General features: G+C 72.5%; 7 protein-coding genes. 1 reads left to right on the forward strand and 6 read right to left on the reverse strand.

Annotated elements, in window-relative coordinates; all coding sequences use genetic code 11:
• The first annotated feature begins 218 nt into the window (after positions 1 to 218).
• Positions 219 to 962 carry an SDR family oxidoreductase gene (locus tag BI06_RS28710; protein ID WP_043472465.1) on the forward strand — a complete coding sequence of 248 codons (744 nt, stop codon included), beginning with the start codon at positions 219 to 221 and terminating at the stop codon, positions 960 to 962.
• Between the two features lie 56 nt (positions 963 to 1,018).
• Here BI06_RS28710 and BI06_RS28715 read toward each other — a convergent pair whose 3' ends face one another.
• The 6 genes from BI06_RS28715 to pulA all read right to left on the reverse strand — a co-directional run bounded on the left by BI06_RS28715 (position 1,019) and on the right by pulA (position 13,796).
• Positions 1,019 to 1,240: a hypothetical protein gene (locus BI06_RS28715; RefSeq protein ID WP_030391569.1), complete on the reverse strand. Its 222-nt coding sequence runs from the start codon at positions 1,238 to 1,240 to the stop codon at positions 1,019 to 1,021.
• A 113-nt stretch (positions 1,241 to 1,353) separates the two neighbouring features.
• Positions 1,354 to 3,129, reverse strand: coding sequence for a carbohydrate-binding module family 20 domain-containing protein (locus BI06_RS28720; RefSeq protein WP_051742034.1), 1,776 nt, complete (start codon positions 3,127 to 3,129; stop codon positions 1,354 to 1,356).
• A 252-nt stretch (positions 3,130 to 3,381) separates the two neighbouring features.
• Positions 3,382 to 3,720, reverse strand: a complete 339-nt coding sequence (locus BI06_RS28725) for a P-II family nitrogen regulator (RefSeq protein WP_030391571.1) — start codon at positions 3,718 to 3,720, stop codon at positions 3,382 to 3,384.
• Positions 3,717 to 5,087 carry an ammonium transporter gene (locus BI06_RS28730; RefSeq protein ID WP_051742036.1) on the reverse strand — a complete coding sequence of 457 codons (1,371 nt, stop codon included), beginning with the start codon at positions 5,085 to 5,087 and terminating at the stop codon, positions 3,717 to 3,719. The genes BI06_RS28725 and BI06_RS28730 overlap by 4 nt, the downstream gene beginning before the upstream one ends.
• A gap of 297 nt (positions 5,088 to 5,384) precedes the next feature.
• Positions 5,385 to 7,721 carry a M4 family metallopeptidase gene (locus tag BI06_RS28735; RefSeq protein WP_043472467.1) on the reverse strand — a complete coding sequence of 779 codons (2,337 nt, stop codon included), beginning with the start codon at positions 7,719 to 7,721 and terminating at the stop codon, positions 5,385 to 5,387.
• 570 nt (positions 7,722 to 8,291) lie between these two features.
• Complete coding sequence (gene pulA / locus BI06_RS28740) at positions 8,292 to 13,796, reverse strand: pullulanase-type alpha-1,6-glucosidase (RefSeq protein ID WP_043472469.1); 5,505 nt, start codon at positions 13,794 to 13,796, stop codon at positions 8,292 to 8,294.
• Between the last annotated feature and the right edge of the window lie 25 nt (positions 13,797 to 13,821).

The raw sequence follows: 13,821 nt of genomic DNA on the forward strand, positions 1-13,821 counted from the left end.
CTCCCCCGCCGGTCGGCGGGGATCCGCCGGACCGGGACCGGAGTCCTCCTCCAGGACCGTCCGCGGGACCACCGCGGGCCCGTCCACCGCCCACCGCCGGAACCGCCCGAACGAGCGAGCGGCCACCGCGCCGCCCGGGCCTTGGACACTCGTACCAGTGACGCCGGGGCGGGGATCGGGAACGATCGGGCCAGCCGCCGTGAGCCGAGGAGTCCGCCATGCTGGAACAGATCGCCGTTGTCACCGGAGCCGGGAGCGGCGTCGGCCGGGCCGTCGCGCGGGAACTGGCCGCCGGGGGCTGGCAGCTGGTGCTCGCCGGACGGCGCGCGGAACCGCTGCGCGAGACCGCCCGGACGATCGCCACGGAGACCCTGGTGACACCGACCGACGTCACCGATCCGGAGGCCGTGGACGCGCTGTTCGCGGCGGCCGTCGAACGCTTCGGGCGGGTGGACCTGCTGTTCAACAACGCCGGGACCTTCGGCGCCCCGGCCGCGGTGGACGAGCTGGACATCGCCGAGTGGCGGGCCGTGGTGGACCTCAATCTGACCGGCGCGTTCCTGTGTGCCCGCGCGGCGTTCCGGCAGATGCGGGCGCAGCGTCCGCAGGGCGGCCGGATCATCAACAACGGCTCGATCTCCGCGCATGTGCCGCGCCCGCAGTCGATCGCCTACACCGCGACCAAGCACGCCGTGACCGGGCTGACCAAGTCGCTGTCGCTGGACGGCCGCCCGTACCGGATCGCCTGCGGGCAGATCGACATCGGCAACGCCGCCACCGACATGACGGCCGCGATGAGCCTGGGCGTCCGGCAGGCGGACGGGCGGATCGCGGTGGAGCCGACCATGGACGTCGCCGACGTGGCCCGCACCGTGCGGCACATGGCGGAACTGCCGCTGGAGGCCAATGTGCAGTTCGCCACCGTGATGGCGACCACCATGCCGTACGTCGGCCGCGGCTGAGCCGACGACCGGAGCCGACCACCAGGCCCAGGAAGCCCACGAACGGGCCCCGGCGGCTACTCGTCGTGGGAGTGCCGGTAGCGGCGCCCGCCGCCCTCCTCGACCAGCAGGTAGACGCTGGTGGTGGGCCAGTACTCGCCCGCCTCGGCGGCGGGCAGTTCGGTCCGCAGCGCCATCCGCAGCGAGGGCGGCGGGGCGGCGGCGTGGACGCGCTTGCGGTGGCCGTCCCAGCGGCCGCCGCAGAGTTCGAGGTCGAGGACGACGGGGGTGGTGCTCATTCCGCGATGCTGCCAGCGTTCACCCGCCGAAACGGGTTTGCGGCCGCCGGTCCACTCGTAGGGGGGATGCCCGTCGCACCACGCTGACGGGCATCCCCCGCACCGACACCCGCCTACGGGCGCCAGGTGTCGTTCAGCACCACCTTGCCCGAGGCGGGCACCGTCGCGGTCCGGTTGGCCCCGGACTCCCAGGTGACCGCGCCCGAGGCGTCCTTGCGGACGTACTTGTACGCGAAGGACGTCCCGGCGGGCAGCGCCAGGTCGAGCTTCCACAGCGGGTAGGCGGCCGAGGAGAGCGGCAGCGCGGCGGCCGGGTCCCAGGCGCCGAGGGCGGGATTGTCCCCGACCACGTAGAGGTTCTGCCCCCAACTGGTGGTCGCGTTGACGGCGAAGGACGCCCCGCCGGTCACCGCGGTGCCGCCGCCGGGAGCTCCGACGTACAGCGCGACCGCGTCGCCGGCGCCGACGGTGGCGGTGAACCGGCCGTCCGTGCCGACGGTGTAGGACGGGCCGGTGCACCCGCCGGCCGCCGGGTCGCCGTGCTGGACGTCGCAGTACGAGCCGGCCGGCAGCGAGGTCTGGAAGGTCCGGGTGAGCGCGCCGCTCTCCCGGTTGATCGCCACGAAGCCCTTGCCGCCCCGGCCGAAGGCGATCGCGTTGCTGCCGTTGGACCACCAGTCGGTGAGCCCGGTGCCGGCCACCGCGTTGCGGAAGCCGACCATGTTGGCCACCTGCCGCCAGGCGTGGGTGCAGTTCCAGCCGTCCTGGTAGCAGGCGTTGACGGTGCCGCCGTTCGGCGGGCCGTCGTCGTGGCCGGTGAAGGCGTAGCCGGAGTAGACGTTGGGCGAGCCGTACGGGTGGGCCAGCACGAAGATGTTGGCCAGGGTGTAGGCGGAGCCGTCCCGGTAGGTCAGCGTGGAGCCGTTGCGCTCGGTGTCCCAGTTGTCGACGAAGGTGCGGGCCCTGTCGGTGGGCAGCAGGCCGCCGCCCCAGCCGGACAGGTCGGCGAGCCGGCCGCCCTGGAAGGCGCTCTTCAGCCAGGTGCCGGAGCGGAACTCGTCGACGTCGCCGGTGCCGGTGTACTCGGAGGGCTGGATCGGCTCGCCCGCGCCGTAGATGACCTCCTGCACCCAGTAGGCCTGCGGGTTGGCCGTCCTCGCCTTGATGGCGGCGAGGTCGGCGGCGGCGATGTGCTTGGCGGCGTCGATCCGGTAGCCGTCGACGCCCAGCGAGCCCAGGTCGTTCAGGTAGGCCGCGATCGTCCGCTGGACGTAGGCGCTGCCGGTGTCCAGGTCGGAGAGGTTGACCAGCTCGCAGTTCTGCACCTCGGAGCGGTCGTTGTAGTTGCCGATCGCCCGCCGGCAGGAGTGGAAGTCCTGGTCCTGGTAGTACCCGGGGTAGGTGTACTTGCTGTAGGCGGTGCCGCCGGTGCCGGTGCCGGAACCCGCCGACATGTGGTTGATCACCGAGTCGGCGATCACCTTGACGCCGGCCGCGTGGCAGGTGTCGATCATGTTCTTGAAGGCCGTGCGGTCGCCGAGGCGCCCGGCTATCCGGTAGCTCACGGGCTGGTAGGAGGTCCACCACTGGCTGCCCTGGATGTGCTCCTGGGGCGGTGAGACCTCGACGAAGCCGTAGCCCTTGGGGCCGAGGGTGTCGGTGCAGGCCTTGGCGACCGAGTCGAAGCGCCACTCGAAGAGGGTCGCCGTGACGTCCTTGCCGCCGCCGGGCGGGGCGGCCTGTGCGGTGGGGGCGGCGCCGAGGGCGGCGGTGAGCGAGAGGGCCAGGGCCGCCGAGGCGCCGAGCGCGCCGGCCGCGCGGACCGGCCTGGCGCTGCGGACGGGCCCGGTTCTGCGGGCAGGCCGGCGGGCGGGAACGGTGGTGACCACGTTGTCTCCTGTGGGGGTGGCTGGGGTGGGGCAGCCGGGGTACCGCTGATGAAAGCTTGCTGAAACTTTCAGGAAATGTGCTGCGCCGAACTTAGGGTCACCACCGAAACCCGTCAAGGGGATGGGAGAAAGGTTTCCGCAGACCTTCAAAGGTCGTAGACGAACCCATGGCGAAGGCGCCACCCCTGGAAAGAGGTGACGCCTGTCCGGTGGGGTGGCCGACGCCTGTCCGGTGGGGTGGCCGACGCCCCGTCAGACCGCGTCCGGCCCGCGCTCGCCGGTGCGCACCCGGACGACGGTCTCCACCGGCACCGCCCACACCTTGCCGTCGCCGATCTTCCCGGTCCGGGCCGCCCGGACCACCGCCTCGATCACCAGGTCCGCGTCCTCGTCCTCGACGACGACCTCGATCCGCACCTTGGGCACCAGGTCGATCCGGTACTCGGCGCCCCGGTACACCTCGGTGTGCCCGTGCTGGCGGCCGTACCCGCTGGCCTCGCTGACGGTCAGTCCGTGCACCCCGGCGGCCTGCAGCGCGCGCTTGACCTCGTCCAGCTTGAACGGCTTCACGATCGCGGTGATCAGCTTCATGCGGAGGGCGCCTTGTCGGACGGGTGCGCGAGCACGCTGGCGGCGGGGCGGGCCTGGACTGTCCCCTGCCCCAGCACGCCGTGGCCCAGGACGCCGTGATCGTACGCGGTCTCGGCGTGCACGGCGAGGTCCAGGCCGGTGAGCTCGTCCTCCTCCCCGGCCCGGAAGCCCATCAGCCGCTCGATCGCCCACCCGATGCCGTAGGTGACCGCGAAGGCGTAGACCGCGACGGCGGCGACGGCCACCAGCTGACGCCCCAACTGCCCGAACCCGCCGCCGTGCAGCAGCCCCGTCGCGCCGCCGGTCATCGCGGCGGTGGCGAAGAGGCCGATCAGTACGGTGCCGATCGCCCCGGCCACGAAGTGCACGCCCACCACGTCCAGCGAGTCGTCGAAGCCGAAGCGGAACTTCCAGCTCACCGCGTACGAGCAGACCACGCCGGCCGCCAGCCCGATCACCAGCGCGCCGAGCAGGTCGACGCTGCCGCAGGACGGCGTGATCGCGACCAGGCCCGCCACCGCGCCGGAGGCCGCGCCGAGGGTGGTGGCGTGGCCGTCCCGGCGCTTCTCGACCAGCAGCCAGCCGAGCAGCCCGGCGCAGCCGGCCGCCTGGGTGTTGAGCAGGGCGGAGGCGGCCAGGCCGTTGGCGCCCAGCGCCGAACCGGCGTTGAAGCCGAACCAGCCGAACCAGAGCAGGCCCGCGCCGAGCAGCACCAGCGGCAGGCTGTGCGGGCGCATCGCCTCCTTGCGGAAGCCGATCCGGGGCCCGAGCAGCAGCGCCAGGGCCAGGCCGCTCGCCCCGCAGTTGACCTCGACCACGGTGCCGCCGGCGAAGTCCAGCGCGCCGAGCCGGGCCAGGATCCAGCCGCCGGGCGCGAACACCCAGTGCGCGACCGGGACGTAGACCAGCAGCGTCCAGACGGCGGTGAAGGCCACCCAGGCGCCGAACCTGGCCCGGTCCGCGATGGCGCCGCTGATCAGCGCGGCGGTGATGATCGCGAAGGTCAGCTGGAAGGTCGCGAACAGCACGGTGGGGACGGTGCCGGTGACCGAGGCGGGCGTGATCCCGGCCATCCCCAGGTGGTCGAGGCCGCCGATCAGCCCCCAGCCGCCGGCGTCCGGGCCGAACGCGAGCGAGTAGCCGGCCAGCAGCCAGACCACCGTGACCACCGCGATCGAGACGAAGCTCATCATGATCATGTTGAGCACGCTCTTGGCGCGGACCATGCCGCCGTAGAACAGCGCCAGCCCCGGGGTCATCAGCAGCACCAGCGCGGTGGCGGCGAGCAGCCAGGCGGTGTCGCCGGTGTCGATCCCCGACGGCGCGGAGGCGGCCAGGGCCGCGGCGGGGGGAGCGGCCAGGAGCATGGGGTCCTCCGGAGGGCTGCGTGCGGAAGCAGGTGCCGGAAGTGTGGCGAGAACGGATTACCGGTCGCGGACGGACACGTTTCGCCCGTGTTTCGTGTTGCCCGCGGGTTGCCCCGGGGTGACCGCACGGTTTCCGGAAGCTCACGGCCCCGGACCGCACGGCGCCGATCCGTACCGGCCCCCGAGCCCCGCTCGCCCGCCCCGCGCGCACCCGCCCACGACACAGGGCCCGGCGGTCGCACCCGCCGGGCCCTGCCCTGTCTTTACCTGGTTTCCGCCGGTTTCACCGGCGCCGGGTCAGCTCGTGGCGATCGAGGTGTCGTCGATCACGAAGCTGGTCTGCAGCGAGGAGTCCTCGGTGCCGTTGAACTTCAGGGTGACCGTCTGGCCCGCGTAGGTCGACAGGTCGAAGGTCCGCAGCTGGTAGCCCGCGGCCGCGTCCACGTTGGAGTAGGTCTTCAGCGTGGTGCCGTTGACCTGGACCGTCAGCTTGTCGTACTGGGTGGTGCCGGACTCGCCGGTGTCGATGTGCAGGTAGAAGCTCAGGGTCGCCTTGCAACCGGCCGGGATGGTGACCGTCTGCGAGAGGCTGTCGGTGTGGGTGGAGCCGTAGCCGTTCAGCCACGACTTCCAGGTGCCGCCGTGCGGGGCCTGCGAGGACGAGTTGTCGATGACGCCGCTGGAGGCGGTCCACGGCGCGGCCGTGCCCGTCTCGAAGCCCGCGTTGCCGAGCAGCTGCGCCGGGGTGCAGGTGCTGCTGCCGTCGGTGACCGCCCAGGTGAAGGTGGCCGAGCCGGTCTTGCCGGCCGAGTCCTTCGCCGTCACGGTGACGCTGGAGTTGCCGATCGTGGTCGGGGTGCCGGTGACCGCGCCGGTGGAGGCGTTGATCGACAGGCCGGCCGGCAGGCCGGTGGCCGAGTAGGTGAGCGGGGCGGTGCCGCCGGTGGCCTTGATGGCCAGGTTGACGGCGGTGCCGACCTTGGTGCTCTGGTTGCCCGGGCTGGTGACGGTGACGCCGCCCGGGTTCGGGGGCACGGTGCCGACATTGACGCCCGCCCAGGCGGTGCCGACCGCGATCAGCTCGGGGCTGCCGTCGCCGTAGAGGGCCTTGGCGGCGTTCTCCGTGGCGGTGCGGGCCTGGGCGAAGTTGGTGGTGGAGGTCATGTACGAGGTCAGCGCCTTGTACCAGATCTGCAGCGCCTTGTCCCGGCCGATGCCGGTGACGGTGATGTTGTTGGTGGTCGGGCTGTTGTAGCTGACGCCGTTGATCACCTTGGCGCCGCTGCCCTCCGCCAGCAGGTAGAAGAAGTGGTTGGCGACACCGGACGAGTAGTGCACGTCCAGGTTGCCGACGCCCGAGTACCAGGAGTCGGCCGAGCCACCGTCCTTGGAGGGCTTGTCCATGTAGCGCAGCGGCGTGCCGTTGCCGTTGATGTCGATGAGCTCGCCGACCAGGTAGTCCGGGTTGTCCTTCGGCAGGTTGGCGTAGAACTCGACCGCGTTGCCGAAGATGTCCGAGGTGGCCTCGTTGAGGCCGCCGGACTCGCCGGAGTAGTTGAGGTTGGCGGTGGCGGAGGTGACGCCGTGGCTCATCTCGTGGCCGGCCACGTCCAGCTCGGTCAGCGGGTGGGTGTCGCCGGACCCGTCGCCGTAGGTCATGCAGAAGCAGCCGTCGTCCCAGAAGGCGTTGACGTAGCCGGTGTCGTAGTGGACCCGGCTGAACGCGCCGGCGCCGTCGTTGCGGATGCCGCTGCGGCCGAAGGTGTTCTTGTAGAAGTCCCAGGTGGCGGCGGCACCGTACTGGGCGTCGACGGCGGCGGACTCGCGGTTGCTGGCCGAGCCGTTGCCCCAGGTGTCGCTGGACTTGCTGAACAGGGTGCCGTTGCCGGTGGTCCGGTTGCCCATGTCGGTGGTGTACTGCCCGCCGCGGGTGCCGTCCTTGAGCTGGAACGAGGACCCGCTCTGGGTGGTGGTCAGCGGCACGTTGCCGACGAAGACGCCGGTGCCGGTGCCGGTCTTGATGCCCTCGTTCTGGCTCAGCACGGCGCCGGTGGCGGCGTCGGTGACGACGTGCAGGCGGCTCGGGGTGCCGTCCGACTCCTTGCCGGAGACGACGGTCTCCCAGGCGAGCTTCGGGGTCCCGTCGGCGGCCCAGACGACCAGGCGCGGGGCGGTGTCGAGCGCGGAGCCGGCCTGGGCGGCCAGCGCCGCCTCCTGGGCCTTCGGCGCGGCGAGCTTCGGCGTGGTGTTCACGCCGCTCAGCACGGCCTCGCTGGCCTTGGTCACGCCCGTGGTGGCACCGGTCGCGTCCTGGTGGACGATCAGGTCGCCGCCGAGCACCGGCAGGCCGGCGTAGGTGCGCTCGTAGCGCAGGTGGCGGGCACCGTTGGTGTCCTGGACGACGTCCTTGGTGACCAGCTTCTCGTTCGCGGTCAGGCCCAGGGTCTGGGCGAGGCCGGCGGTCTGCTGGGTCGCGGAGGCGATCAGCTCGGCGCGGCTCGCCTGCTGCGCGGCGACGGCGGCCGGCGCGTCGGGGGTGACCGCCGTTGCGAGGGCCGGGAAACCGGTCACCAGCAGCGCGGTGGTGGCGGCCATGACAACCGCTGCCTTCCGAGCGTGGGCGTAACGGGACATGCGGACTCCTTTTCCGACCGCCGCGGGGTTCGCGGGCGGTGGACAGAACCTGGCCGCGGGGTTGCGACTCAGTGGGGGCCCCCGCCGCCGGTGCGCGGCGCGGGTGCGGTTGCGGAGCAAGGTGGTAATGCGTTTCGGCAGGGGGATCGCGCTGTTCCTGACCTCGGACAGCCGCACCGGGGGGTGGGGCCCCCTCGTCTGCAGCCGGAGGAATCGTGGCAGCAAACGAGCCGTTAATGACAGATGCATGCCATGGATTGGCCGATTAGCTACCGGGCCGTACATCTGCCGGACGGTCAGGAGTGTTACGCCCGTAAGAACATCCGACGATCGTTTTCATATCCGCCAAAAGGTTTGCTCACCCCCCGCAGGCACTGACCAGCGCTCAGGGCGCGGACCCGGCCCGCGGTACCCGCCCCGGGGCCCGGCGGGGGCGGCACCTCCCCTTTCCGGCCGTGCCAGGGGCGGTTTCCGGCCAACTCCATACATTGAATGGAACCGGAAACCCTGTGGATCAGTCCCGGGCCCCGCCCGTCGGTGACGGAACGGGGCCCGGTCGACGACACTCCGTCAGCTCTGCACGAACACCGCCACCGTGCGGCCCGGCACGGTGAAGGTCCCGGTCGCCGCGGCGAAGCCGGACCGCTTCACCACCGGGTCGGCGCCGCCGGCCTGGACCGGGTGCAGTGCCTGGGCCGTCCCGGCGAGCGCGCCGACGGTCTGGCTCTGCTCGGTGGGCGTCGCGTTGAACACCACCGTGATCCCCTTCCCCGCGCCCGGCAGCCCGGTGCCGTCCAGGTGCAGGGTGAGCACCCCCGGGACCTCGCCGGGCGTGCCCGACAGCGGATAGCCGAGCCGCTGCTGCACGGCCGCCAGGGTGGGCAGCGCGAACAGCGGCGAGGAGCGCTTGATCCGCAGGAAGTCCTGGTACTGCGCGCCCGCCGCCGCGATGTCGGCGGCGCCCACGGTCAGCCGCGGGTCCGCCAGCAGGGCCTTGGCGGTGGGCCACAGCTCCTTGTTGTCCGCGGCCGGCGGCAGCCCCCGGCCCCAGCCGTTGCCGTCCCGCGGGTCCCAGTGGATCGCGTTGAACCAGTCGCCGGAGTCATAGGAGTTGGCGTCCAGCGACTTGGAACGCAGCAGGTCGCTGCCCGCCTGGACGAAGCCGGGACCCTGCGACAGCGCGGTCAGCGCGAGTGCCAGCGCCTGCATCCGGGCCCGGTCCGCGGGCGCGGTGCCGGCCGGCAGCTTGTACGCCAGCGCGTCGAACAGGTCGGCGTTGTCGTGCGCGTCCACGTAGGCGAGCGCCTCGCCGGGCCGGGCCGCGTAGCCGGTCGGGGCGCCGTTGTAGTCGACGTCCTTTCCGGTGACGGTCCGTCCGGAGCTGTCGGTGAAGGAGTAGTCGGCCAGGTTGCCGGTCAGCCCCACCTTGAGCCGGTCCGTCTGCTGGAGCAGCCGGGCCTTCTGCTGCTCCGGGGTGCCGTTGGCGGCCGAGCCGTTCGGGTCGGTGAACAGGCCCGAGGCGAAGCCCTGCTGGGGCGCCGAGGAGAGCTGGAAGTTGCCGCCGCGCGCGGAGTCCCGGAACCGGTCGTCGAAGGTGGCGATGCCGGTGCCGGCCATGTTCCGCTGGGTGGCCTGCTCGAACCGGGCGTTGTCCGCCACCGCGCCGAAGTTCCAGCCCTCGCCGTAGAGCAGGACGTTCTTCCCGTCCACGCCGTCCGAGTCCGGCGTCATCCGGCGCAGCGCGGCCTGCACGTCCAGCATGGTGGACTTCGGGTCCAGGCCCATGAGGTCGAAGCGGAAGCCGTCCACCTTGTACTCGCGCGCCCAGGTGGTGACGGAGTCGACCACCAGGCGGTTCATCATGGTGTGCTCGGGCGCGGTGTCGGCGCAGCAGCTGTCCGCGGTCACCTTGCCGTTGGCGTCCAGCCGCTGGTAGTAGCCGGGGACGACCTTGTCCAGCACCGAGTGCTCGGCCTGGCCGCTCGCGGCGGTGTGGTTGTAGACGACGTCGAGCACCACCCGCAGGCCGGCCGCGTGGATCGCCTGCACCATCCGCCGGAACTGCACGGTGCGCGCGGTCCCTTCGGGGTCGGTGGCGTACGAGCCCTCCGGCACGTTGTAGTGGAGCGGGTCGTAGCCCCAGTTGTAGGCGTCCTGGGCGGCGACGGCCGCCACGCACTCCTGCTGCTTGTCGCTGTCGGCGGCCAGCGCGGCGAGGTCGCAGGCGGGCAGCTTCTGCTCGGTCCGGTTCTCCCGGATGGTGGCGATGTCGAAGGTCGGCAGCAGGTGGACCGTGGTGACCCCGGCCGCGGCGAGCTCGCGCAGGTGCTTCGCACCGGCCGCCTCCGACTCGGTGAAGGCCAGGTAGGTGCCGCGCTCGGCCGCCGGCACGGTGTCGTCCGCGACGGAGAAGTCCCGGACGTGCAGCTCCTGGATCTGCTCCCGCCCGAGCGGGACGGCCGGCGGGACGGCGTGGTTCTCCCAGCCCGGCGGCTTCAGCGCCTTCGCGGCGAGGTCGGCGACCAGGCTGCGCCGGGAGTCGGTGGAGAGGGCGACGGAGTACGGGTCGGTGACGGTGTTGACCACCAGCTGCTGGACCGTCGGCGCCCAGACCTTGACCTGGTACAGGTAGTACTTGCCGTCGAGTTCGGCCCGGTCCCGGACCACCTCCCAGACGCCGGTCTCCTCGTCGCGCTTCAGCGGCAGGGTCCTCGGGGTGCCGTCGGAGGCGGTGTCGAAGACCTGGACGGAGACCTCCTGCGCGGTCGGCGCCCAGAGCGAGAGCGCGACCTTGCCGTTGTAGTACGCCGGTCCGAAGTCGACCCGGCCGGTGCGGCGGGCGTACAGGTCGTCGAGCACGCCGGGGATCTGCACCCCGGTGGCGGCGAGGGTGGCGCCGCTCGGCAGGTGCTCGGTGAACAGCAGCTGGCTGCGCAGGGCTTCGGGCACCCGGGCGGCGTCGCGGGTGTCGACGGTGAAGGCGCGGTAGCCGGCCAGGTGCGGGTAGGCCGCCTTCTGGGCGGCGGTCAGCCCGCCGGGGGCGGGCTCCAGCCGGATCCACCGGCCGGGCCCGGTGAGCGTGCCCTTGTCGGCCCGGATGCCGCCCGCCGGGTCGTACACCAGCTGGGCGCTGGTGCCGGCGGCGAGGGCGGCGTCCCCGGCGCCGTACCCGGGCGGGACGAGGACGGTGCGGGCGTCGATCCACTGGGCCTTGGCGGAGGAGGGGTCCAGCTGGGAGGAGGCGCCGCCGGACTGCGGCAGCAGGTAGCCCTCGCGGCCGCCGAGGATCCAGACCTCGCGGCCGGTGCCGGCCAGGTCGAGCGACTGGTCGGCGGGCAGGTCCTTGTCGTTGCCCTTGTGCAGGATGTAGCTGAGGCTGGTCGCGCCGGGGGCGAGCGGCACCTCGAAGACGGCACCGAAGGCGTCCCGGCGGGCGGGCTGCAGCGGGTTGCCCCAGTCGGTGGGGCTGGCGGCGCCGGTCCAGTCGTGCAGGCCCCAGCCGTCGTAGTTCCCGTCGGCCCGGTTGTAGTGGAGCACGGCGGTGCCCGCGGGCGGGGTGTTCGCCGGGCCGGGGTTCTCGGTGCGGACGGCCGGGTCGCCCTCCTTCAGCCAGACCTCGCCGGTGGCGCCGAGGTCGAGGTGCCGGTCGGCGTCGACGTCCTTGACGCCGTCCTTCTCGACGACGAAGCCGAGGTCCGAGGCACCCGGCCTGAGCTTCACATAGGCGAAGGCGCCGTAGGCGTCCCGGCCGATGAAGCCGTGGCCGGCGGGCCACTGGGTGGCCTCGCCGTCGGCGAGGTCGCCCCAGGCGTAGAGGTTCCAGCCGTCGTAGTCGCCGTTCTTGCGCTGGTAGTGGACGACGGCGTACGGGCGGGCGGCGGCGCTGGGGACCGGCTTCGGGGCCGGGGTGCCGGTGGTGAAGCCGCCGGTCGTGGAGCGCAGCCGGCCGGCGGCGTCCTGGGCCACGGCCTTGTAGCGGACGGGCGTGCCGGGGGCGACGCCCGCGAGGTCCTGGGTGACGGCGTACTTCCCGGTGTCGGAGCTGCCGAGCACCTGCCAGGGCCGGTCGCCGATCTGCGCGGCGAAGGTGACCCGGCCGAATCCGCCGCCGGGCACCTGCGCACCGACGGTGACGGTTCCGGTGGAGCCCTCGGCGGGCACCCCGAGGGTGATCGCGGGCGCGGCGGCGGTCGGCGCGAGCTTCCCGGCGGCCTTGAGGACGACCGAGGAGAGGGCCGGCACGGTGACGGTGACCCTGCGGTCGGCGCCGCTGGTGGTCCGCGCGCCGGGGGCCGGGTAGACCGGGTCGAAGCCCTGTCCGGCGGAGAAGGTGTCCAGGGTGACGGTCTTCGCCCCGGTGGCGTTGTTGACCGCGACCAGGTACTCGACCTGCTGGGCGGCGTCGATCCGGGAGAAGGCGTAGACGCCGGGGCCGTCGGCCGCGTACCGCTCGATCTGGGCGCCGTCGGCGAGCGCCGGGTGGTCGCGGCGGAGCTGGGCCAGGGCGGCGATGTCCCGGTAGGGCACGGCGTCCCGGTCGTAGCGGTCGGCGGGGCCGGGGGTGCCGCCGAGGACCCGGTCGGCGTTGTAGGAGGGGGTCTGCGAGGCGAAGACGTCCTGGCGGGCGTCCTTGTCGCCGCCGGCGCCGGTGAAGCCCTGCTCGTCGCCGTAGTAGACGACGGGCTGGCCGCGGGTGAGGAACATCAGCTCGTTGCCGAGCCGGTCCTTCTTCAGCAGGGTGGCCTCGTCGGCGCCGGGGTTGTCGGCGAGCAGGAAGGAGCCGAAGCGGCCCATGTCGTGGTTGCCGAGGAAGGTCGGCAGCTCGTAGGCGTCGGTGTCGGCGGTGGTGTAGCGGTGGTCCTGGCCGTAGAGCTCGGCCAGGCCCCGGGCCGGGCCGCCCTGGGAGACGTAGGCGCGGGCGGCGCCCTGGAACGGGAAGTCGAGGGTGGCCTGGAGCCTGCCCCTGGTGACGTAGGGCGCGGTGACGGCCGGGTCGCCGGAGTAGACCTCGCCGAACATGAAGAACTTCTTGTTGCCCCGCTCGGCGGCGAACTCCTTGAGCGCGGGCGCCCACTGCTGCCAGAAGGCCATGTTGACGTGCTTGACGGTGTCGATCCGGAAGCCGTCGACGCCGGCCTCGTCGACCCACTGCCGGTAGACCTTCTCGAAGCCCTTGACCACCTTGGGGTTCTGGGTGTCGAGGTCGTCGAGGCCGGAGAAGTCGCCCTCGGTGGCGGACTCGCCGGCGAAGGTGGAGTCGCCCCGGTTGTGGTAGAGCGCGGGGTCGTTGAGCCAGGCCGGGGTCTTGGCGGTGGCGTCGGAGGGCCTGCGGAAGACCGGGCTGTAGGGGAACGAGTCCTTGGTCAGCTTCGGCCAGGCCGCTCCAGCGTCGGCGAGCGCGGTCTCGTCGACGGGGTTGCCGCCGGCGTCCAGCACCGGATAGGCGCCGGTGCTGCGGTAGCCGGACTGCCCCTGCCGGTTGTCGATGATGTCGGCGGTGTGGTTGGTGATGACGTCGAAGAAGACCTTGATGCCCCGGGCGTGGGCCTTGGCTATCAGCTCCTTCAACTGCTCGTTGGTGCCGAAGTGCGGGTCGACCCGGGTGAAGTCGGTGATCCAGTAGCCGTGGTAGCCGGCGCTGGCGGCGTCCCCGGTGCCCTGGACCGGCTTGTTGGTGAAGATCGGCGCCATCCAGATCGCGGTGGTGCCGAGGTCCTGGATGTAGTCGAGCCGCTGGATCAGCCCGGCGAGGTCGCCGCCGTGGTAGAAGCCCTTGTCGGCCGGGTCGAGGCCGTGGTCCAGGCGGGTACCGGTGATGCCGCCGGTGTCGTTGCCCCGGTCGCCGTTGGCGAAGCGGTCCGGCAGGACGAAGTAGAACTGCTCGCGGGTGAGGTCGTGCCGTCCGGCGGTGGCGGCCAGCGCGGCGTCCGAGGGCGGGCCGGGCGGGGCGGCGGCGAGCGCGGCCGGTCCGGTGGCGCCGAGGGTGGCGGCGGTGAGCGCGGCGGCCAGGAGCACCGCCGTCCGGCCGGGTCTGCGAGGGGTGCTCCGCCGGCGGCGGGGCGGGACTTCGGCCACTGAAGGCTCCCTTGCGCGGGTATGC

The sequence above is a fragment of the Kitasatospora sp. MBT66 genome, from assembly GCF_000710405.2.
GTDB classification, from domain to species: Bacteria; Actinomycetota; Actinomycetes; order Streptomycetales; family Streptomycetaceae; genus Kitasatospora; species Kitasatospora purpeofusca.